Here is a 22156-nt window from a genome sequence, read left to right as displayed (position 1 = left end):
GTTGTTCTTTTTTAAGAACTATTTGATTTTAAAATAATTGACAGTCATTCGGATTTAATGTTAACTATATTTATAAACAAGTTAACATTAGGGGTGACAATTGTGACAATAAATAGTAGAACGATTGAAAAATCATCTTATACATATGAAGAATTAGCAGAGAAAAATAAAGCTTACGTATGGCACCCATTTACACAAATGAAAGATTATTTAGAAGAAGATCCTGTCATTATTGAACGTGGAGAGGGAAGAAAACTATACGATGTAAATGGTAATGAATATTGGGATGGTGTTTCATCTATATGGTTAAATGTTCACGGACATCAAGTACCGGAATTAGATGAAGCAATTCGTGAGCAATTAAATAAAATTGCTCATTCTACTATGCTAGGACTTGCTAACGTTCCATCTATTTTATTAGCAGAAAAAATTATTGAGGTTGTACCAGATGGATTGAAGAAGGTATTCTATTCTGATTCAGGTTCTACCGCTGTTGAAATTGCAATTAAGATGGCTTTCCAATATTGGCAGCATAAAGGGAAACCAAAGAAACAAAGATTCGTTACATTAAAAGAAGCATATCACGGTGATACAATTGGAGCTGTTTCAGTAGGAGCAATAGACTTGTTTCACCAAGTGTATAGTTCGCTCTTATTTGATGCGATTAAAATGCCGTATCCATGTACATATCGTTCTCCTTACGGAAATAATAAGGAGGAAATTGTAAAAATCCATTTAGAAGAAATGGAAGAATTGTTGAAAGAAAAGCATGAAGAAGTAGCTGCCATCATTGTAGAGCCATTAATGCAAGGTGCTGGCGGAATGATTACAATGCCAAAAGGATATTTAAAAGGACTGCGCGATTTATGTACAAAGTACAATGTATTATTTATTACAGATGAGGTAGCGACTGGATTTGGGCGTACAGGGAAAATGTTTGCGTGTGAACATGAAAATGTGACGCCAGACATTTTAACTGCTGGGAAAGGTTTAACAGGTGGATATTTACCAATTGCAGTTACGGTAACGACAGATGAAATATATAATGCCTTCTTAGGAGAATATGAAGAACAAAAAACATTTTTCCATGGACATAGCTACACAGGTAATCCGTTAGGGTGTGCCGTAGCAATCGCGAATCTAGAACTATATGAAAAAACAAATTTAATAGAAGAAGTGGCACGTAAAACGGATTATGTGACAGCGCAATTAGAAAAGCTCTTTGCGTATAAACATGTAGGTGATATTCGTCAGTGCGGATTAATGGTTGGTATTGAGCTTGTGAAGAATAAGAAAACGAAAGAAGCGTTTGACTGGACAGAAAGAGTCGGTGTTCAAGTATGTAAACGCTCAAGAGAGCTGGGTATGATTTTACGACCGCTAGGTAACACGATTGTATTTATGCCACCACTTGCTTCTACTTTTGAAGAGATTGATGATATGTTACGCATTTTATATAAGGCAATCTCAGATGTTACGGAGGGAGAATAATGAGTGGTTTTTTCATAACAGCAACTGATACTGAAGTTGGAAAAACAGTAGTTGCAGGTGCTATAGCAGGTGTATTTAGAGAATTAGGATATAACGTAGGGGTATATAAACCGTTACAAAGTGGGCATGTTGCATCAAACCCTGAGGGAGATGCGGCAAGGTTAAAATCATTATCAGGTGTACCGACACCAGAAAATGAAATTTGCCCTTATTCTATTGAAGAACCACTTGCTCCGAGACTTGCCATGAAAAGAGCTGGAAGAGTAGTAAAGTTAAAAGAAATTACTGATTACTATAATGAACTATTAAAAGAGTTTAATAGCTTATTTGTAGAAGGAGCAGGTGGGCTTGCTGTCCCATATACAGAAGATGCTTTAGTAATTGATTTTGCAAAAGAATTACAGTTGCCTCTTATTGTAGTAGCTCGTCCTACATTAGGAACAGTAAATCATACAGTGTTAACGATTGCTTACGCAAAGGCGCATGGTTTAACCGTAGCGGGTGTCATTTTATCAGGTTGCAAAGAATGTGAAATGGAAAGAGTGCAAGAAAATAAAGAGATGATTGAAGAGCTGAGCGGGGTACCAGTTTTAGGATTATTGCCATTCTTTGCAGGTGAGTTTACGAAAGAAGAAGTATTAGAATCTGCAAAAGAACATATTATGATTTCAAAATTAGAGGAGTTTATCCAAAATGAATCAAACGTGGCGGGCGCACCTTCAATCTAAATTACAACAATTACATGAGCAAGGGCAGTATCGTGATTTGCATGTAACAGAGAAGGCAGAAGAGACTTGGCTTATTCGAGATAAAAAAAGGATGTTAAATTTAGCGTCAAATAATTATTTAGGGTTAGCTGGAGATGAAAGGTTAAAAGAAGCTGCTATTGCCTGTACAAAAAGATATGGAACTGGAGCGACTGCCTCTCGTCTCGTTGTAGGAAATCATCTATTATATGAAGAGGTTGAGAGAAGCATATGTGACTGGAAAGGTACTGAAAGAGCTTTAATTGTAAATAGTGGGTATACGGCAAATATAGGTGCCATATCTTCTTTAGCCTCTCGGCACGATATTGTTTTTAGTGATAAGTTAAATCACGCAAGTATTGTTGATGGAATCATATTAAGCGGGGCAGAGCATAAAAGGTATCGTCATAATGATTTGGATCATTTAGAGAAGTTGTTGAAAATGGCTTCGCCTGAAAAAAGGAAATTAATCGTAACAGATACCGTTTTTAGTATGGACGGTGATACTGCGTATTTGAGAGATTTAGTACAGCTGAAAGAGAAATACGGGGCAATCATTATAGTCGATGAAGCACATGCGAGTGGAATATATGGAATCGGCGGAGCTGGGTTATCTCATATAGAAAAAAATCTTTCTCAAAAAATTGATATACATATGGGGACGTTTAGCAAGGCTTTAGGGTGTTATGGTGCGTATTTGACAGGTGATGAAATTTATATAGAGTATTTACAAAATATGATGAGAAGCTTTATTTTTACTACAGCCTTACCACCAAGTACGTTAGGAGCAGTGCAAAAAGCAATTGAAATTGTAAAAGAAGATAACGAAAGAAGAGAGAACCTTATAGCAAACGGAGAATACTTCAGAACTAAATTAAGGGATGCTGGTTTTGATATTGGAAATAGTTCAACTCATATTGTACCGATTGTAGTCGGTTCAAATGAACATGCTTTACGGTTTAGTAAAAGGTTGCAAGAGGCAGGGATTGCGGCTATTGCAATTCGTCCGCCAACTGTGCCGGTTCATAGTTCTCGAATTCGCTTTGCAGTTACATCGCAACATACAATAGCTGATTTAAAATGGGCTATTGACCGAATTATCCACATTGCGAAAGAAGAGGAGCTTTTCGTATGAATGAGCTAAAGATTATTTTTATCCCCGGATGGGGAATGGAAGAGAATATTTGGGATTTAGTACTTCCGTATTTTAAAGGATATTCTGTTCAATGCATAGATTGGCGTAATGTGAAAGAACGAAGTGAATTTGCGGAACGAATTATAGATGTAGCGCATAATGACAACGTAATATTGGTTGGATGGTCACTAGGAGCGTTAGCAGCAGTTGAAGCTTATAAAAAGATTCAGGCAAAAGGCATCGTATTAATTGGTGGTACTGCTAAATTTACAAATACGAGCGATTACAGTAACGGATGGAATGCTTTGCATGTAGAACGGCTGAAAAGGAATTTGGCGAGAAGGAAAGAAGATACGCTCAAGCGGTTTTATGAAAATATGTTTACGAAAGATGAGCTAAAAGAGAATAAAAACTTTGAAGACATTGTAGACCGTTTTAAAGGTGATTCTATTCAGTCTTTACAACTAGGTTTAGATTATTTAATAGAAACAGATATGAGAGAAGAACTAAAAGAAATTAAAGTACCTATACTACTTATTCACGGAGAACAGGATGTAATATGCCCATTGTCTGCGGCACGTAGTATGACGGAGAATAGCAGCAGCGAGCTGAAAGTAGTAAGTGAAGCAGGGCATGCATTATGTGTGACGAATTTTGAATATTGCGCAAATGAGATAATTCAATTTGTAGAGGGGATACGACATGATCAACAAAACGTTACTACAAAAACGGTTTAATGGGGCAGCCGTATCTTACGATCGATATGCAAATGTACAAAAAAAGATGGCACATTCATTACTTTCAATCTTAAAGGAACGATATAGTGAAACGGCATCAATACGTATTTTAGAACTAGGATGCGGGACGGGGTATGTAACAGAGCAATTATCAAAGTTATTTCCGAAATCACATATTACAGCAGTTGATTTTGCTGAAAGTATGATTGCGATTGCGCAAACTAGACAAAATGTAAAAAATGTAACGTTTCACTGTGAAGATATTGAGCGATTACGATTAGAAGAATCATATGATGTCATTATTTCAAATGCTACATTTCAATGGTTAAATAATTTACAACAAGTGTTAAGAAATTTATTTCAACATTTGTCTATAGATGGGATATTACTCTTTTCAACGTTTGGACATGAAACATTTAAAGAATTGCATGCTTCGTTCCAACGTGCGAAAGAAGAAAGAAATATAAAAAATGAAACATCGATTGGTCAACGTTTTTATTCAAAAGATCAGTTGCTTCATATATGTAAGATAGAAACAGGGGATGTGCATGTTTCTGAAACATGTTACATAGAGAGTTTTACAGAAGTTAAGGAGTTTCTGCATTCTATTCGAAAAGTAGGAGCAACTAATAGCAATGAAGGATCATATTGTCAAAGTCCCTCACTCTTTCGTGCGATGCTACGCATATACGAAAGAGACTTCACGGGAAATGAAGGGATAATGGCAACGTATCATGCTTTATTTATACATATAACAAAAGAGGGGAAGAGATGAAATGAAACAAGTACAAACAAAAAGGGATTGGAAAAAACTTGCATACGACGTAGTGGAAGAGAAGATGATTACAAAAGAAGATGCAATAGCGATATTAGAAGCTGATGATACAGAAGTTTTAGAAATTATGAATGCGGCTTACATTATTCGCCATCATCACTTTGGTAAGAAAGTAAAATTGAATATGATTATTAATACGAAATCTGGATTATGTCCTGAAGATTGTGGATATTGCTCACAGTCTATTATTTCAGAAGCACCGATTGATAAATATGCATGGTTAACGCAGGAGAAGATTGTAGAAGGGGCACATGAAGCAATACGCCGTAAAGCAGGTACATATTGTATTGTAGCGTCTGGTCGTCGTCCGACGGATAAAGAGGTAAATCACGTAATTGGAGCAGTTAAGGAAATTCGTGAAACGACAGACTTGAAGATTTGTTGTTGTTTAGGTTTCTTAAATGAAGATCAAGCAGGACGTTTAGCGGAAGCAGGCGTGCACCGTTATAACCACAACTTAAATACACATGCAAATAATTACGATAGTATTTGTTCAACTCATACGTATGATGATCGTGTTGATACAGTTCAAAAAGCAAAACAAGCGGGCATTTCCCCATGCTCTGGAGCGATTTTTGGCATGGGAGAAACAATTGAAGAGCGTGCTGAAATTGCATTTGAATTACAACGTATAGATGCAGATTCTATCCCTTGTAATTTCCTTGTTGCTGTAAAGGGGACACCTCTTGAAGGGCAAAAAGAGTTAACGCCAGTAGAATGTTTAAAAGTACTGGCAATGATGCGTTTTGTAAACCCGACAAAAGAAATTCGTATTTCAGGAGGACGTGAAATCAATTTACGTTCTGTACAGCCAATCGGTTTATTTGCAGCAAATTCTATTTTTGTCGGGGACTACTTAACGACAGCTGGACAAGAGCCGACTGCAGACTGGGGTATGATTGCAGATTTAGGATTTGAGATTGAAGAGTGTGCATTATAAGATAGATGAAAAAGCAAACTTGTAAAAGGGTTTGCTTTTTTTGTAAATAAAATGTAATAAATAGTTGTGAACGCCTGTTACTATTGGTTTTTGAACGAAAAAAAGAATTTTTGTGAACGAATTTTCCAAGCCCTAGTTGTACATAGTAAATATGTAATTTATATTGGGTTGGAGGATTTTACATGTACAAATACATATTAGCGATTATGACTTGTTTAATTTTAATAAAAGCAATAAGTTCTGATCCAGTTAAGGCTGCTGAAAATCCTGAACAAAAAGAGATGCAACAAAGAATCGAACAACACTTTCGAACGAAAGCTGAACATTTTGGATTGAAAACGGAAGGAAAAGATTTAAAGGAAGTTAGAAAAGAAATTACTATTATAGAAGAAGCGAAAAAAAGAGAGAATGTATGGAGAACAGCACAAGCTCTTCATATAAAAACAGAAGGAAAAACGATGAATGAATTAATAAAAGATGTACAAAAAAAGGTGAAAAAATAAAAAGAGGCCGTAGCCTCTTTTTTTATGCCCATTGTTTTGATAAGTGAGCCATTTCAATTGCAGCAACAGCTGATTCATATCCTTTATTACCAGCTTTCGTACCTGCGCGTTCAATCGCTTGTTCAATTGTTTCTGTCGTTAATACGCCGAAAATAACTGGGATGTCCATTTGTAGTGATAAAGACGCAACACCTTTTGCTACTTCATTACAAACGTAATCGTAGTGAGTTGTAGCACCTCGGATTACAGTACCTAATGTAATAACAGCATCATACTTTCCGCTACTAGCCATCTTTTTAGCGATTAAAGGAATTTCAAATGCACCAGGAACCCAAGCAACATCAATATCATTTTCTTCTACACCGTGACGCTTTAATCCGTCTAAAGCGCCGCCAAGTAACTTACTTGTAATAAATTCGTTAAAACGTCCAACAACAACTCCAACTTTTAATCCTGTACCAACTAAATGACCTTCGAATACCATAATAAATCTCTCCTTTAATTATAAGTTTAGTAAGTGTCCTAATTTGTTTACTTTCGTTTGTAAATACGATTTATTCTCTTCTTTTGCTGGCATTTGCAACGGTACACGCTCGACTACTTCTAAATCGTAACCTTGTAAGCCAGCAATTTTTCTTGGGTTATTCGTTAATAATCGTAAACTCTGTAAACCTAAATCTTTTAATATTTGAGCACCGATACCGTAATCACGAAGATCAGCAGGGAAGCCGAGTTTTTCATTTGCTTCTACAGTATCGAATCCTTCTTCTTGTAATTTATAAGCACGAAGCTTATTAAGAAGCCCAATGCCTCTTCCTTCTTGCCTCATATAAAGAAGAACACCTTTTCCTTCACGCTCAATTTGAGCAAGTGCTGCATGGAGTTGTGGTCCGCAATCGCAGCGATGTGAACCGAATACATCTCCTGTTAAGCATTCAGAATGAACACGTACAAGTACCGGTTCACCTGTTGAAATATCACCTTTTACAAGTGCGATATGTTCTTTCGTATCTAATGAGTTAGAATAGCCAATTGCGTGGAAAGTACCGAAATCTGTAGGTAATGTAATTTCCACTTCTCTCGTCACAAGTGTTTCATGATGGCGGCGGTAAGCAATTAAATCTTCTATTGTAATCATTTTTATATCAAATTGTTTTGCGCATTCTATTAAATCAGGTACACGTGCCATCGTGCCGTCCTCATTTATAATCTCGCAAATAACTCCAGCTGGTTCGGCACCGCATAGCTTTGCTAAATCAACAGCAGCTTCTGTATGACCTGCACGACGCAGGACACCGCCTTCTTTCGCAATTAATGGAAAGATATGTCCAGGTCGATTGAAATCAGCACCTTTTGATGCGGGGTTTAACAATTCTTGTATCGTAGTTGCACGTTCGTGAGCGCTAATCCCTGTTGTTGTAGAGACATGGTCAATGCTCACTGTAAACGCAGTATGATGTGAATCTGTATTATGAGATACCATTGGTTCTAATTGTAGACGTTCTGCGTATCCTTCCGTAATCGGTACACAAACGAGACCACGGCCATGTGTAATCATAAAATTTATTGTTTCTGGTGTAATGTACTCTGCTAAAGCAATAAAATCGCCTTCATTTTCTCGGTTTTCATCATCACATACGATAACGACTTTACCTTTTTTTAAATCTTCTAGAGCTTCTTCAATACGATGAAACATTGTGCTTCCCCCTTATAGAAATCCGTTTTCTTGTAAAAAGCTTTCGGTCATTGAACCTACTCGTTTTGTAGGTTTAGTAATAAAGCGTTCAATATATTTACCAATCATGTCACACTCAATGTTTACGATATCTCCGGCATTTTTTGCTCCAATGACAGATTCGCTTACTGTGTGCGGGATGAGTGAAATCGTTATGGAAGATTCGTCTATATCAAATATCGTTAAACTCGTTCCATCAACAGCAATGGACCCTTTCTGCAAACAATAGCGCAGTAGTTCATCAGAAATTGCTATTTTGTAATAGACGGCATTGTAATGTTGTTTTTTATTTAAAATCGTTCCGATTCCATCAATATGTCCTGAAACGAAATGTCCACCGAATCGTCCGTTTGCAGCCATTGCTCGCTCTAAATTTACTTTAGAGTGCGGTTTAAGCATGCGAAGTGATGTCGACTGCATCGTTTCAGGCATTGCATCAACTGTAAATGAAGTAGTTGTAAAGCTTGTTACAGTTAAGCAAATACCGTTAACCGCGATACTATCACCTAAGTGAACATCTGATAAAATTTTCTTTGCATGAATCGTTAATTTCATCGCTTCTCCGCTTTGTTGCATGTTTGCTATCGTTCCTAATTCTTCTACAATTCCTGTAAACATTTCGTCACCTCGTTTCGGGCATTCGCAACGATTTTTATATCATCACCAATTTGTTTCATCTCTTGAATTTTCAAGGAAAGCGCATTTTGTAATTTTGAAAAACCATTTCCTCCAAATAAAGTAGGAGCATCTTTCCCACCAATTAATTTCGGGCTTATATAGGTTACAATTTCATTAAAATTGTTTGTTTTTAAGAAACTTGCATGAATCGATTGGCCACCTTCAACGAATAGAGAAAGAATTTGTTTCTCTCCAAGAAAGGAAAGAAGGTCCTCGATTTCTATATGTTTCGTTTCCATTTGGAATATAGCTATATTTTTAGATTCATAAGAAGATATCTTCTCTTCCTTTACATCCTTACCGACAATAATCCATGTCGGTGCTAAACCATCTGTTATAACATGAGAAGATGGTGGCGTTCGTAAATGGGTATCTAAAACAACGCGAATAGGATGTTTCCCACCATTTGGAATTCTTGTTGTTAAATGAGGATTATCAGCTATAACTGTATTCACTCCAACAAGAATTGCATCATGTGTATGGCGATATTGGTGAACATCAGCACGTGCTTCTTCACCTGTAATCCACTTACTTTCACCAGTTACAGTTGCTGTTTTTCCATCTAAGCTCATCGCTGTTTTGATTGTTACAAAAGGGCGCTTCGTTTTCATGTAGTGAAAAAAGTAGCGATTTAATAAAACTGCTTCTGCTTCAAGAACACCGGTCGTTACTTCAATTCTAGCTTCCTCTAATCTTCTTTTTCCGTTACCAGAAACGAGCGGATTACAATCGAGAGTAGCAATTACAACACGCTTAACTCCTTTTTCGATGAGCAATTCACAACAAGGTGGTGTTTTTCCAAAGTGGCTACACGGTTCCAGTGTTACATAAACGGTAGCGTCTTTGGCGTTCTGACCAGCCATTTGAAGGGCATGAACTTCTGCGTGTTCTTCACCAGCTCGTAAATGAGCCCCCATACCAACGATGTTTCCATCTTTTACAACAACAGCACCAACCATAGGATTTGGACTTGTTTGTCCTGATGTCCCTTCTGCTAACTGCAGGGCAATCCTCATATATTCTTGATCTGTCATTTTCTTCACCTCTCCTAAAAAAATCAAAAAACCCCAAGGATTTAATATCCTTGGGGTTTGGGAGACGTGATTTCTAGAAATATAGTTTGAATACGAAAGCATAGGAAAGAAACCTAACGATAATTGATATTTCTGCATAAGGAAAAAACCTAGCAAAATATCGAATTTTTAAACGCTAGTTGTCTCTTTTTATTTCAGTATAAAAAATAAGTATAGAAAATTAAACATATATAAAGAATCAAAATGAATCTTTAAAAATATGCATACTGAAATAAAAGTGTATTCACTATATAAAAAACTAGAAACATATCCTTCTCCCATCCAGACTATACTGTCGGCCCTAGAGTTTCACTAGATCCACCGTTTTCGAGTTGAAAACGGGTCACGGACTTAGAAGTTTTCACTTCATCACCGCCGGTTGGGAATTTCACCCGACCCCGAAGGATGCTGTTTGCTCAAATTATAGCACAAAAAAAATAAAAGGCTAGTAAAAAATATTCGAATGTGAAGAATTGTGTGAAAATATATGCAGGCTGGAATGGAAATAAAAGTATTAGAAATGTTGTAAGGAGAAGGGATATAACGGAGTTGCTAAAAAGAAAAAACATGCACAAAAAAATGTGCATGTCACATGTAAAATTATTCTGCCTCTGGTGCTCTAACAACAGATTCGAATTTACCTTTATGCGAAGCGTCGCAATAAGGCATATTTTTTGATAAACCACAACGGCATAAAGAAAATGCCGGTTTTGCTGGGAATACATTCCCTTGTGAGTCGACTAATTCCACGTCCCCTGTAACGCGAAAAGAGCCATTATCATTTACTTTAATTTGTACTTTTGCCAACGTTATCCCTCCTTCCCAAACGCTTAATTTCATCATATAATCAAGGGAAGTGCTTGACAATATAAAAAGAGCACTTTGTTTGAGAAAGAAGAGAGTGTTATAATAGTTTTCATAACTGACTAGAGTAAGGTGACGAGAGATGGATAAACAATTACATACATTACGAAACATTGCAAATGAGCGCACGTGGGCATCATTTTTGAATGATAATCATCCATATAGTTTGTTACATTGGTCCATTGCAGGTGTAGGGCAAGAGGCAAAGGATGTTTGGTTACTTCAAGATGAAGTAACATTTCAAACGACAGAATTCCCAACGTTAGATGATGCAATGCAATGGATTTCTGAAAATATGGAACAAGTTACAGACGTTTTAGCGCAATAAAAAACAGGCTTATGCAAGCCTGTTTTTTGTTTCTTTCACATATGTGTTTAAAAATTGATCGACGGCTGCTTCGTACTCTTCTTTATTTTCGTTATAAGAGCAAGCGTGTGCACCGTGTTCTGCAATATAAAGCTGCTTATTATTTTCTTTCGCTTCATATAACGCTTTTGTCATATCAGCTAAAATATAGTCGTCATCTTTACTATGAATAAAGAGAACGGGATTGTTAATGTTTTTTATACAGTCGATTGGTGAAACTTCACGAATTGTATAACCGTCACGAACTTTCAAAAATGCGTTTGCTAAAGGTAATAAAGGCCATTTTGGTAAATGGAATTCAACCTTTAAACGGTGCTGTAATTGTCCGTGAAAATCAGAGAAAGGACAATCTGCAATATAGAAATCAGCACCATCTTCTACAAGTCCTGCGTATTGAAGAAGTGTTGCAGCTCCCATAGATTCACCATGAATACCAAGTGTAATATTGGTGCCAAAACGGTTTTTTAGCCAGTCAACTACGGATTTTAAATCATGTTTTTCATAGTATCCATAGCTTGTTGTTTTTCCACCAGTTTTACCATGACGACGATGATCGTAAATGAGGACGTTATATCCCCTTTTTAAGAATAAGTTTGCATATTTTACAGAGTTTATTTTATTTACAGTTACACCGTGGCAAAAAACCATAAACTTATTGGTGGAATGACCAGCAGGAATGTAATATCCGTGAAGGTCGTATCCGAATTGTGAAGGGATATGAATTTCTTCTTTATGAAGAGCATCAAAATCCTCTATACGAAAATGTTTTTTCGTTTCTCTTTCGAGTACTTCTTCCTCTGTTTTTTTCTTTAAGTACATCACTTTATTTGTAAAGAAAATCCCAAGGGCAGTTATTGCACCTAGTATAGTAAACAATGCTGCAAAAAAACGTTTCATACTTTACCTCATCCTCCAAATACCGTTACATGTGATACACTTATATTGTATCACAATGATATAAAAGGGGAGAAATAGGAAATGCTGCATATACAAAAAATTACGCCAGCGATGAAAGAAACAATCCGAATGTTCATGTGTGAGAACTGGGGAAGTTCATTGATGGTTTCACGTGGTAAGGGACATCAGTTAGAAGAGTTGCCAGGATTTGTTGCGCTCTCAGATGACAGAATAATCGGAATTATAACGTATGAAGTGACCGGAAATATATGCGAAATTGTATCGCTAGATAGCTTTGAAGAAAGAAAAGGAATAGGGACGAAACTTGTGGATTGTGTATTACAAGTTGCAGAAGAAGAACGGTGCAGACAGGTTTGGCTTATTACAACAAATGATAATATGAATGCGTTACGATTTTACCAAAAACGTAATTTTGTAATGACTAATTTATATGTGAATGCGGTAGAGGAGGCACGAAAAATAAAGAAAGAAATTCCACGTATGGGATATGATAATATCCCAATTTTACATGAAATTCAGTTGGAGTATCGTTTAGTGAAATGATGTAACAATTTTCAGAAATGTTAGTTATTAATCTTGACGGATAGTGTAATTTAGGTTACCGTAAAATTGTAATCTATTACCATATTAAGGGGTGACGATGTGGCAACTATACGTGATGTTGCAAAATTGGCAGGTGTTTCAGTCGCAACCGTTTCACGAGTTATTAATGAAAAAGGATACGTTCATGAGGACACAGTAAAACAAGTAAAGGAAGCAATTGAAGAATTACGTTATAGGCCAAACAGTGCAGCGAAGCCACTATTTAAAGAGAGTTCAACGATAATTGCATTACTTGTAGATAATTTATGTAACCAATCAAACATCACTTTGCTACATTGTATTGAGGAAATAGCATATAAAGAAGGCTATCAAATCATTATTTGTAATATAGAGAATAAAGATAGATACATACATATGCTGAAGCAAAATAACATTGCAGGTGTTATTTTGACGAGAGCAGTTTTTAAAAGTGTAGGAGAAATTCCATTTCCGTTTGTTGTGATCGATGAGCAACAATCACATGGAAATTATTATGAAAGTGGACAGAGAGCTGTTTCTTTATTAAAAGAGAAAGGGTGTCACTTTCTTGCATATTTCGGTGAGGGAGAAGAAAGTGAAGAAATGGAAGATCATATAGCAGGGTTTTTAGACGCTGTTTGGGATGAAGGAATCTCTTATCGAGAAGAATGTGTACAAGGGTATACAAATAAACAATTTATTACATTATTGCAAAACAATCCGTATATAGATGGAATTGTAGCCTCAAGTGATCAGATTGCTATTGAGTTAATTCGGTCAGCGAGATTTCTAAATATACATATACCAGATAAATTAAAAATTGTTGGACCGAATGGGAGTATAGAGTGTGAATGGATAGGTCCATCACTACCGACAATTGAAAGCTATGTCAAAGATAACGGAAAAGTAGCTTTTCAACAATTAAAAGGAAAAATAAAAAAGTAAAAGGTGCGTTTTATACGCACCTTTTTATAATGTAATTGCGGCAATAAAGCCAAATATAAGTAACGGTATATTGTAATGTAGAAAAGTGGGTACACATGTATCCCATATATGATGGTGCTGACCATCAGCATTTAAACCGGATGTTGGTCCAAGGGTACTATCCGATGCTGGAGATCCTGCGTCACCTAGTGCTCCGGCTGTACCGATAATTGCAATTGTGGCCATTGGACTAAATCCAAGCTGAATGCAAAGAGGTACAAAAATGGTTGTTAAGATAGGGATGGTTGAAAAGGATGAACCAATTCCCATCGTAACGAGAAGTCCAATAACGAGCATAAGAAATGCAGCGAGTGGTTTGTTATTTCCAATTATATGTGCACTCGTTTGCACCAGAGATTCAACATGTCCTGTTTTTCGAAGAACAGCGCCGAATCCAGCGGCAGCAATCATAACAAAGCCAATAAAGGACATCATACGCATTCCGCTTGTTAATATCGCATCTGCTTCTTTAAGTGGTAGACTGCCACTAACTGATAAGACGATAATACCTGCTAAAGCACCGAAAATCATTGATTCTGTTGTTAATTGAACAGTTAATGTAGCAATGATAGATAATAACCCGAAAGTAATGCTACGTTTTGTATAGGGAACGATTTCATTTTCGGTAGTATGAATTTGTTCTGTTTCATACGTACGAGGTTTTCGGTACGTAATGAATACCGCTACACATAATCCAATAATCATACCAATTGCTGGAATAGTCATTGCTTTTGGAATAAGTGTGACATCAAATGTAAGGCCGCTTTGCGCAGCGTTGGTTTGCAATACGTCATGATAAATTTTTCCGAACCCTGCAGGGATCCACATATAAGGAGTAATCAATCCAAATGTAATAATACATGTGACAAGTCTGCGATCCACTCTCAGCTCATTTAATACTTTTAAAAGTGCTGGAATTAAGATGGGGATGAAAGCAATGTGAACAGGAATCACATTTTGTGAGAAACAAGCCATCGTTAAAATAATGAATAAAATAAGTATTTTAGAATAAACTTGTTTTTTCGTGTCTTGTTCATTGCCAATCCATTTTAATGCAGTTTGAATCATAGCATCTGGAAGTCCTGTTTTGGAAAGGGAAATAGCGAAACCACCAAGCATTGCATAACTTAAAGCGATTGGAGCACTGTTTCCAAGACCAGTTGTAAAAGTGTTAATCGTTTCTGAAATACCGAGTCCGCCGATAAGTCCGCCTGTTAAAGCTCCAACAATGATGGCGACAATGACCTGGACACGTAACAAACTAAGCAATAGCATAATTGCTACTGCGACGAGTACAGCGTTCATAATAAATGTAATCTCCCTAAATTTTTATTCTGTTAAGACAAGTAAATATGAAACATTTTGCTATGTTTATACATACTTGCGACATATTATTATAAAATGTTTTCTATGAAATGTAAAAGAGCCTTTTGTTACTAATGCTGAAAAGCTAGCTCTTGTTTAATTGATTGTAAAGAATTAGCGAATAATTCTGGTTCTTCTAAATCAGGAGAATGTGCTGAATTTGGGAACCAAATCATCTTTTTTATAGGCGCTTCAATAATATCGCAATATTCCTGAACGAGTGCATAAGGAGTTTGATAATCATAGCGACCAGAACAAAAATAAACTGGAATAGATAAACTTGAGATAGAAGAAAAGAAATCGATTGTCAGCATTTCTTCCCATAAAATGCCAGATTTTAAATTTCCTGCGAGAAACTTGAACCAATCTAATAGCGTATATTCGGGAGAAAAGAAACCTTTTCGTATGAAAGAAAAGGAAGATCCGTTTTGGATTGCGCCTCCAAATGTGCCAAGCCACTTTCTTTGAATAATGAGACGTCTCGTATCTAAAAATGGTGGTTTGCCTAATTTTAAAAGGGAAGCTAATGCTTTTTTATGATCATGTTTTTTTGCAGAATGAATTAAATGTTGATATAGCAATTCTTCATTTTGTTTCATATGTACAATTTGCCCAATACCGATGTAAGCCTCGATATACTTTGGATATTGATGTGCTATGTTAAGCCCAATAATACTTCCCCAAGAATGACCAGCGAGAAATAGTTTTTGTTTGTTGAACTTTTTAAGTACATATTGAATCACTTCTTTTGCATCGGAAACGAATTGTTCGATTGTGAAATTTGCTCCGAAATCTTTCATTGAAAAGGATTTACCAGCTCCGCGCTGATCCCAATTAATAACAATAAATTGCTTCTCTAATTCTTTTTGAAAATGGCGAATAAATCCGATTTGTGCCATCCCAGGTCCGCCGTGACAGCATAATAAAATAGGTTGCTCTACGTTTTGTCCACGCATAAGGAGAGTTTGTTTTCGATTATTAATCATAACGCTTTCTATCGTAGCGATACTATTAGGAATGAGTTGTTTGTTTTCGTTATAGAACTGAGGGGTGTAGCTACGAAAAAGCATATTGAAAACCTCCTTTTGTGAAATCGTATGAATCGCACAGGCTATTCATTTTGCATATACTGTTAGAAAATCATTGTAACATACCATACTAGTGTCATTTCAACACGGGAGGAGGGAAATTGTGACGATTGGAGAAATTATAGATGGTTTAAATAGACGTGAATCCATCGCTATTATAGCAAAACGTCTTGAAATAAGCCCGTATACATTATCGAAGAAATTAAGATTGATTGGATACGAATATGATGGAGAGCAGAAGAAACGTATTTTTGTAGGAGATGGAGAAGAACCACGTCACTTACAACTCCAAGAAGCGACCGCCCTTCAATATGAGAAAACAGATTATCAATTATTAATTTATGAGCAATTACAAAGCATTTATGAGTTATTAAGAAAAAGAGAAGAAGTAATTGCACCAATTGTGAGTAAAAGTACAGAGAAAAAGAGACGGACCTTTTCTATTAATACAGAAATATTAGCAAGATTGGACCTTATATCAGAATCGAAAGGAATTCAAAAATCTAAACTTGTAGAAGAGGCGTTGCAACAATTTTTACAGCAATATGAAGTTGACAAAACATCACATTTTGATAATTAAAGAAAAGGATACTGTGTTCATTAGAAGAACGAGTATCCTTTTTATGATGTATATTACGTATAAAATAGAGGATCAGTACAAATCCTTTATACGTGAAAAATGAAATTTATTATTAGAGAAACACTTAATTTACTTTTTGAATTCTTCCATCAATAACTGGCTGAATTGGTTCTTTTAATTGTTTTACGTAATTGACTAACGCTTCAAAGTCGTTTGGCCCAGTTTCTGCATTTTTACCATTTTTAAATGATACGAATCCATCACCGCCAGAAGCTAAGAAGGCATTTGCAACTACGCTATACGTTGTAGATGGAGATAATTCTTCTCCGTTTGTTAAACGTATATTTGTAACTTTTTCACCGTTTGGTTTATTTGCATCCCACGTATATTGAATACCTGAAATTTGAAGCATTCTTGTTGTTCCTTTTTGCCATTGCTGATTTAAAATATCGCGAATGTCTTGACCTGTTAAATCTACTTTAATCAATTGATTTCCAAAAGGTTGAATGCCGTATAACTCACCCCACGTAATATCACCAGCATCTAAGTCATTACGAATGCCACCAGGATTCATGAGGGAGATTTGAGTTTGCATCGTTTGACGCTGAGCATCGGCAACTAAATTTCCAAGAGTGGACTCACCAGCATCATTTTGTTTACGGTCGATAGGTGCTGTAGATTTTCCGACCACTTCATTTACAAGTGGTGCGATTTTTTCTTTATATTGATCTAGTTTTTTCTTTACTTGTTTATCAGGTTCTACACCTTCATGATACGTTGTAATAACTTCAGCTTTTTTCTTTACAATATCCTTTGTTTTACGATCAATTGTTACATCGACGTCTGAGAAAGCCATTCCGTATGAATTTGCTTGGACAATTAGTTTATTATTTACTGTACCATTTACATACGTATGACTATGTCCACCGAAAATAACATCAACTTCTGGGTCTGTTTCATTTGCAATTCGAGTAAGATCGCCATTTGTTACCCCAGACTCATCGGTTGTTCCACCGACATGAGCAAGAACGACGATAGATTTAACGCCGAGGCGTTTTAATTGTTGTGTTGATTTATTAATTGCTTCTACTTCATCAGTAATTTGTACATTGTTAAGCATCGTAGGCATAACGACATTTGGTGTATCAGTTGTAACAACCCCAATGAATCCTACAGGAACACCATCTACCATTTTTACGGTAAATGGTGGTAAAAATAAGCGGCCAGTTGATTTGTTATAGAAATTAGCAGCTACATAGGGGAAGTTAGCCCCTTTGAAATTTCCTGTTTTTTCATGATATCCACCGTAAATGAGGCGTTTCATTTCATCAATGCCTTCATCAAATTCATGGTTCCCGATTGTACCGACATCAAATTTTAAGTCATTTAAAAATTCAATCGTCGGTTCATCTTGTAATAATGCTGAAACTGGTGGACTAGCTCCGACGATATCACCAGCATGTACGAGAAGTGTATTAGGGTTTTGTTTTTTATGTTCTTTTAAATAAGTAGCTAAGTAATCAGCGCCACCAGCTTCTTTATTATTGATTTTTTTAACAGTATCTAGTTGTCCATGGAGATCATTAATACCAAGCATTTGTACGTCTATGTAGCGGTTTTGTTCAGCTGGATTCTGAGATGGGGGAGCGGCAAATACGCTTGAAAAAGTAATGGTGCTTAAAACAGCAACGGCAGGAATAATTTTTTTCCACATAATATAATTCTCCTTTTTTATAATCTGACATCATACGACATAATTTTAATAGATTCATAGGATTATAGCTACATAAAAATTTAGTCTTTTCGAAAAATTAACATATTTACAAAAAGTGAATAATAGAGTAAAGACCCTTTTTTATTGTCGATTTCATTGTGTATCTACTATAATGGAGAAAAAAGTAAAAGGTGAGTAGCATGAAGAAAAAGAAACAAAGACAAATGCAAAGACAATCACAAGTGAATCAACCAAAGAAAGAAACACTTACATTAGGCGATCAATTAAATGATTCACTCATGCAACAATTAAAGAGTAAGAAGAAAGAGTTGCAAGTGAGGGAAGAGGAAAAAGAGGCAGCTGAACTGGAAAGAAAGCGCCAAGAACAAAAAGAACGTGAAAAGAATAAATCATTTGAAGAACTGCTAAGTGAAAGTAACCTTACTTGGAAAGACTTTAAATAATAAAAAAATGATTAGTGAAATACCACTGATCATTTTTTGACGAGCTTGTAAGAAAAGGGGAGTTAGAATGAGAAAAATTGTCGTTGTTCCACATGAAAACCATTGGAGTGAAAAATTTCAAATGGAGGCTAAAAGATTAAAATCAGCGATGCCAGAAACGGTAAAAATTTATCATATTGGAAGTACGTCAGTTCCCGGACTGGCAGCTAAACCTATTATTGATATGATCATGGAAGTAGAAAATATCGAAAGAGTAGATGGGTGGAATGAACGATTTATAGAGCTTGGTTACATCGTAAAAGGGGAAAATGGTATTTCAAGACGCCGATATTTTATTCATGGAACTGAAGAAAAACGCTCGTATCATTTACACGTGTTTGAAAAAGGAAATCCAGAGATAGTAAGGCATTTAGCATTTCGTGATTATATGATGGCTCATTGTGAAGAAGCAGAGGCATATGCAACCTTAAAGAAAGAATTAGCCGAAAAGTATACATATGATGGCGCGTTATATACGGAAGGAAAAAATGAGTTTGTGCGCAATGTGGATGAAAAAGCGAAAGAATGGAGAAAAAATAACGTGAATGAATGAGTTCACGCTATTTTTTAGCTATATAAAAGTGTTATGTAAACTGTACGTATGTTTTGACTTTTGGGATGAATCTTGTTGAAATAAAATTGTGGCTTATAAAAAATGTAACAATGAAAGGGAGACGACTGTGCATATTCCAACAACTACACTTCATAATGGCGTGAAAATGCCGATGATTGGTCTAGGCGTATATAAAGCGAAAGAAGGAGACGAAGTAAAGCAAGCAGTAAAAACAGCGTTAGAAGTTGGATACCGTTCGATTGATACAGCAACTGTATATGAAAATGAAAGCGGTGTCGGAGAGGCGATACGTGAATCAGGAATTCCAAGAGAAGATATATTTATTACAACAAAAGTATGGAACGACGATCAAGGATATGAGGAGACACTCGAGGCGTTTGAAAAGAGTTTGAAAAAATTACAAATGGACTATGTAGATTTATATTTAATACATTGGCCGGTAAGAGGGAAGTATGTTGATACGTACCGAGCTTTAGAGAAATTGTATGAAGAAGGTAAAGTGCGTGCGATTGGTGTTTCTAATTTTCATAAACATCATTTAGAACTATTATTACCAAATTGCAAAGTGAAGCCGATGGTAAACCAAGTGGAACTTCATCCGATGTTGACGCAATTTGAGTTGCGAAATTATTGTCAAGATGAGCAAATTCAAATGGAAGCATGGAGTCCGTTAATGAGGGGCGGAGAAGTATTCCAGCATCCAATCATTCAGGCTATTGCTAACAAATATGAAAAAACACCTGCACAAGTTATATTAAGGTGGGATATTCAAAGCGGGATTGTTACAATTCCTAAATCTGTTACACCATCTCGTATTAAAGAAAACTTTACTATTTCTGATTTTGCACTAACTGAAGAAGAGATACGTCAAATTAACACGTTGAATCGTGATTTACATGTAGGAACGAATCCTGATAAATATGATACGTTATAAAAAAGACTGTCTCCTAATACTGGAGACAGTCTTCTGTTTTATCGGTAATTCGATATTTTTAACGATGCAAAGCATATGTGTCATATTTAACAATCTTTTGAAGTTGTATATATTCTTCTTTCGTTAAAGGTAACTGTTGACTAGCTCGTATATTTTCCTGTAATTGTTGAAGAGAGCTTGCACCAGGTATAACAGCTGCAACAGTCTTATTATGTAAGCAATATTGAATAGCTGTTCCTGTTAAAGAGCGTGCTCCAATCATTTCTTTTACACTTGCTAGAGTTGCATGTAATTCATCGTAAGAATAAGAGAGATAATCCTTTTCCTTTACTCTTTCTATCTTTCTTGCATTATTGTCAGTTAAAATTCCTTTTGCAAGTGGCCCGCGGGCAATGACGCTAATTTGGTGTTCATTTAGAAGGGGGAACCATTCTTCTGGACGACGATTTAAAAGGTTATATTCCATTAGTACACTAACGATGTTTGAGCGTTTTGCATATTCACGAACGACATTTGGGCGTATAGAAGAAATACCGTAATGGCGAATAATACCTTCCTTTTTCAATTCTTCAAAAGCTTCAATTGTTTCATCTATTGGATCTTCAATTGTTCCGCCATGAAGTTGGTAAAGGTCAATATAATCAGTTTGAAGTCTACGTAAACTTTCCTTTACTTCAGTCTTTATGTAAGCTTTAGAAGGATCCCAAGACCAGCCATTTTTTTCTTCTGTCCAACGATTTCCAACCTTCGTTGTAAGTACAATTTGGTCTCTTCTTCCCTTCAAGGCTTTTCCAACAAATTCTTCATTTAATCCGTAATCATATAAATCTGCTGTATCAAAAAAATTAATTCCTAAATCGATTGCTTCATCGATAATATGCATAGCTTCTGTTTCAGATGTACCGAGAGACATACAGCCAAGGCCCATTTCTGTAACAAACAAATCTGAGTTTCCTAATTGACGTTTTTTCATAGGTCAACCTCCTTACCTTTATTGTACGAGAGGGAAAAGAGGTTGACAAACGTTTACTTTCCGCTTCGCATTAACTGCCCGTAAAAGCATGATTAATGTTTCACTTTATTTGCTGTAATCCACTCTTGTACAGTTGTATACTCTTTGCTATATTGCTTTAGCTTATGGCGAATTTGCCATGCTTTTCCGACTAAAGTGACGCGATTTGGTAAAATATAAACTTTCATTTCTATCACGCTCCTTTCAATGTGGTAAAATGTATGAGGAAAGAATAGGAAATAGAACAGGGAGATGAAGTAGTATGAGTAATCTTGCAGAGAGAACAGTAAAAACTGAGCCAATTTTTGATGGTAGAGTTATAAAAGTTCGTGTTGATGATGTAGTATTACCAAATGGAGCAATGAGTAAACGTGAAATTGTAAATCACCCTGGTGCAGTTGCTATTATTGCTATTACTGATGAGGGGAAAATTGTGCTTGTTGAGCAGTATCGTAAAGCACTTGAAAAGGCGATTATAGAAATTCCGGCTGGCAAGTTAGAACCTGGTGAAAAACCTGAGGTAACAGCAGTTCGTGAATTAGAAGAGGAAACAGGATATGTATGTGAAAATATGGAGCTCATTACTTCTTTCTATACATCTCCAGGATTCGCAGATGAAATTTTATATGTATATAAAGCGACAGGTTTGACAAGAAAAGAAAATAAAGCTGAGTTAGATGAAGATGAGTTTGTGGAATTAATGGAAGTATCGTTAGAAGAAGCGATTACTCTTATGAAAGATCTTCGTATTCATGATGCGAAGACGATGTTTGCAGTACAATATTTACAACTACAAAAATAAACACTCGCCAAAGGCGA

26 protein-coding genes and 1 riboswitch are annotated in these 22156 nt (G+C 36.0%); of the genes, 15 read left to right on the top strand and 11 right to left on the bottom strand.

Annotated elements, in window-relative coordinates; genetic code table 11:
- Positions 1-57 precede the first annotated feature (57 nt).
- The 7 genes from bioA (at position 58) to MHH55_RS14630 (ending at position 6387) form a co-directional block, all read left to right on the top strand.
- On the top strand, positions 58-1491 hold the full coding sequence (gene bioA, locus MHH55_RS14660) for an adenosylmethionine--8-amino-7-oxononanoate transaminase (protein ID WP_139362458.1): 1434 nt from the start codon (positions 58-60) through the stop codon (positions 1489-1491).
- The gene (gene bioD, locus MHH55_RS14655; protein ID WP_000012473.1) at positions 1491-2219 is read left to right on the top strand and encodes a dethiobiotin synthase; all 729 of its coding nucleotides are present in this window, start codon (positions 1491-1493) and stop codon (positions 2217-2219) included. Before bioA ends, bioD begins: the two co-directional genes overlap by 1 nt.
- The gene (gene bioF / locus MHH55_RS14650; RefSeq protein WP_001077293.1) at positions 2185-3372 is read left to right on the top strand and encodes an 8-amino-7-oxononanoate synthase; all 1188 of its coding nucleotides are present in this window, start codon (positions 2185-2187) and stop codon (positions 3370-3372) included. The genes bioD and bioF overlap by 35 nt, the downstream gene beginning before the upstream one ends.
- Positions 3369-4109, top strand: a complete 741-nt coding sequence (locus tag MHH55_RS14645) for an alpha/beta fold hydrolase (RefSeq protein WP_001004172.1) — start codon at positions 3369-3371, stop codon at positions 4107-4109. Before bioF ends, MHH55_RS14645 begins: the two co-directional genes overlap by 4 nt.
- Complete coding sequence (bioC, locus tag MHH55_RS14640; protein ID WP_000608913.1) at positions 4075-4884, top strand: malonyl-ACP O-methyltransferase BioC; 810 nt, start codon at positions 4075-4077, stop codon at positions 4882-4884. Before MHH55_RS14645 ends, bioC begins: the two co-directional genes overlap by 35 nt.
- A 1-nt stretch (position 4885) precedes the next feature.
- Positions 4886-5884, top strand: a complete 999-nt coding sequence (gene bioB / locus MHH55_RS14635; RefSeq protein ID WP_000815856.1) for a biotin synthase — start codon at positions 4886-4888, stop codon at positions 5882-5884.
- A gap of 182 nt (positions 5885-6066) precedes the next feature.
- Positions 6067-6387 (top strand): hypothetical protein, encoded by a 321-nt coding sequence (locus MHH55_RS14630; RefSeq protein ID WP_000280032.1) that lies wholly within the window; start codon positions 6067-6069, stop codon positions 6385-6387.
- A gap of 22 nt (positions 6388-6409) precedes the next feature.
- Here MHH55_RS14630 and ribH read toward each other — a convergent pair whose 3' ends face one another.
- The 5 genes from ribH to MHH55_RS14605 form a co-directional block, all read right to left on the bottom strand.
- Entirely contained in the window at positions 6410-6871 is a 462-nt protein-coding gene (ribH, locus tag MHH55_RS14625) for a 6,7-dimethyl-8-ribityllumazine synthase (RefSeq protein ID WP_000230895.1), read from the bottom strand.
- 18 nt (positions 6872-6889) lie between these two features.
- Positions 6890-8083 carry a bifunctional 3,4-dihydroxy-2-butanone 4-phosphate synthase/GTP cyclohydrolase II gene (ribBA, locus tag MHH55_RS14620; protein ID WP_000468976.1) on the bottom strand — a complete coding sequence of 398 codons (1194 nt, stop codon included), beginning with the start codon at positions 8081-8083 and terminating at the stop codon, positions 6890-6892.
- 12 nt (positions 8084-8095) lie between these two features.
- Positions 8096-8740, bottom strand: coding sequence for a riboflavin synthase subunit alpha (gene ribE / locus MHH55_RS14615; RefSeq protein WP_000493908.1), 645 nt, complete (start codon positions 8738-8740; stop codon positions 8096-8098).
- On the bottom strand, positions 8722-9834 hold the full coding sequence (gene ribD, locus MHH55_RS14610; protein WP_000131986.1) for a bifunctional diaminohydroxyphosphoribosylaminopyrimidine deaminase/5-amino-6-(5-phosphoribosylamino)uracil reductase RibD: 1113 nt from the start codon (positions 9832-9834) through the stop codon (positions 8722-8724). Before ribD ends, ribE begins: the two co-directional genes overlap by 19 nt.
- A 305-nt stretch (positions 9835-10139) precedes the next feature.
- A riboswitch (FMN riboswitch) is annotated at positions 10140-10283 on the bottom strand.
- 190 nt (positions 10284-10473) lie between these two features.
- Positions 10474-10680: a CDGSH iron-sulfur domain-containing protein gene (locus tag MHH55_RS14605; protein WP_001151582.1), complete on the bottom strand. Its 207-nt coding sequence runs from the start codon at positions 10678-10680 to the stop codon at positions 10474-10476.
- Between the two features lie 139 nt (positions 10681-10819).
- Between MHH55_RS14605 and MHH55_RS14600 the strand changes: the two genes are divergently transcribed.
- Entirely contained in the window at positions 10820-11065 is a 246-nt protein-coding gene (locus MHH55_RS14600; protein WP_000360793.1) for a DUF2552 family protein, read from the top strand.
- 9 nt (positions 11066-11074) lie between these two features.
- Here the strand turns inward: MHH55_RS14600 and MHH55_RS14595 are convergent, their stop codons facing one another.
- Positions 11075-12001 carry an alpha/beta hydrolase gene (locus MHH55_RS14595; protein WP_000819234.1) on the bottom strand — a complete coding sequence of 309 codons (927 nt, stop codon included), beginning with the start codon at positions 11999-12001 and terminating at the stop codon, positions 11075-11077.
- 81 nt (positions 12002-12082) lie between these two features.
- Between MHH55_RS14595 and MHH55_RS14590 the strand changes: the two genes are divergently transcribed.
- On the top strand, positions 12083-12565 hold the full coding sequence (locus MHH55_RS14590; protein WP_000902435.1) for a GNAT family N-acetyltransferase: 483 nt from the start codon (positions 12083-12085) through the stop codon (positions 12563-12565).
- A 99-nt stretch (positions 12566-12664) separates the two neighbouring features.
- Positions 12665-13528 carry a LacI family DNA-binding transcriptional regulator gene (locus tag MHH55_RS14585; protein ID WP_078186896.1) on the top strand — a complete coding sequence of 288 codons (864 nt, stop codon included), beginning with the start codon at positions 12665-12667 and terminating at the stop codon, positions 13526-13528.
- 24 nt (positions 13529-13552) lie between these two features.
- Here the strand turns inward: MHH55_RS14585 and MHH55_RS14580 are convergent, their stop codons facing one another.
- Both MHH55_RS14580 and MHH55_RS14575 read right to left on the bottom strand, forming a co-directional pair.
- A complete protein-coding gene (locus MHH55_RS14580; RefSeq protein ID WP_000994817.1) occupies positions 13553-14872 on the bottom strand; it encodes a Na+/H+ antiporter family protein in 1320 nt (439 codons plus the stop codon).
- A gap of 131 nt (positions 14873-15003) precedes the next feature.
- Entirely contained in the window at positions 15004-16002 is a 999-nt protein-coding gene (locus tag MHH55_RS14575) for an alpha/beta fold hydrolase (RefSeq protein ID WP_000898969.1), read from the bottom strand.
- 121 nt (positions 16003-16123) lie between these two features.
- Here MHH55_RS14575 and MHH55_RS14570 point away from each other — a divergent pair, with 121 nt between their 5' ends.
- A complete protein-coding gene (locus MHH55_RS14570; protein ID WP_000151931.1) occupies positions 16124-16600 on the top strand; it encodes a ribbon-helix-helix domain-containing protein in 477 nt (158 codons plus the stop codon).
- A gap of 124 nt (positions 16601-16724) precedes the next feature.
- On the opposite strand, the gene MHH55_RS14565 is transcribed toward MHH55_RS14570, so the two are convergent.
- Entirely contained in the window at positions 16725-18314 is a 1590-nt protein-coding gene (locus MHH55_RS14565) for a bifunctional metallophosphatase/5'-nucleotidase (RefSeq protein ID WP_000265550.1), read from the bottom strand.
- Positions 18315-18514: 200 nt separating this feature from the next.
- On the opposite strand from MHH55_RS14565, the gene MHH55_RS14560 reads away from it, so the two are divergent.
- From MHH55_RS14560 to MHH55_RS14550, 3 genes are all read left to right on the top strand, one after another.
- The gene (locus MHH55_RS14560; RefSeq protein ID WP_000727561.1) at positions 18515-18778 is read left to right on the top strand and encodes a YqkE family protein; all 264 of its coding nucleotides are present in this window, start codon (positions 18515-18517) and stop codon (positions 18776-18778) included.
- A gap of 67 nt (positions 18779-18845) precedes the next feature.
- Complete coding sequence (locus tag MHH55_RS14555) at positions 18846-19370, top strand: GrpB family protein (protein WP_001227190.1); 525 nt, start codon at positions 18846-18848, stop codon at positions 19368-19370.
- A 127-nt stretch (positions 19371-19497) separates the two neighbouring features.
- Complete coding sequence (locus MHH55_RS14550; protein ID WP_000547993.1) at positions 19498-20325, top strand: aldo/keto reductase; 828 nt, start codon at positions 19498-19500, stop codon at positions 20323-20325.
- Between the two features lie 58 nt (positions 20326-20383).
- Here the strand turns inward: MHH55_RS14550 and MHH55_RS14545 are convergent, their stop codons facing one another.
- Positions 20384-21298 carry an aldo/keto reductase gene (locus MHH55_RS14545; RefSeq protein WP_000747209.1) on the bottom strand — a complete coding sequence of 305 codons (915 nt, stop codon included), beginning with the start codon at positions 21296-21298 and terminating at the stop codon, positions 20384-20386.
- Between the two features lie 92 nt (positions 21299-21390).
- The gene (gene mciZ / locus MHH55_RS14540) at positions 21391-21525 is read right to left on the bottom strand and encodes a Z-ring formation inhibitor MciZ (protein WP_000870302.1); all 135 of its coding nucleotides are present in this window, start codon (positions 21523-21525) and stop codon (positions 21391-21393) included.
- 74 nt (positions 21526-21599) lie between these two features.
- Here mciZ and MHH55_RS14535 point away from each other — a divergent pair, with 74 nt between their 5' ends.
- Positions 21600-22139, top strand: coding sequence for an NUDIX hydrolase (locus MHH55_RS14535; protein ID WP_000067042.1), 540 nt, complete (start codon positions 21600-21602; stop codon positions 22137-22139).
- Positions 22140-22156: the final 17 nt, after the last annotated feature.

It is taken from the genome of Bacillus sp. FSL K6-2944, assembly GCF_038005385.1.
GTDB lineage: Bacteria > Bacillota > Bacilli > Bacillales > Bacillaceae_G > Bacillus_A > Bacillus_A cereus.
This window is presented reverse-complemented; position numbering and strand designations above follow the sequence as displayed.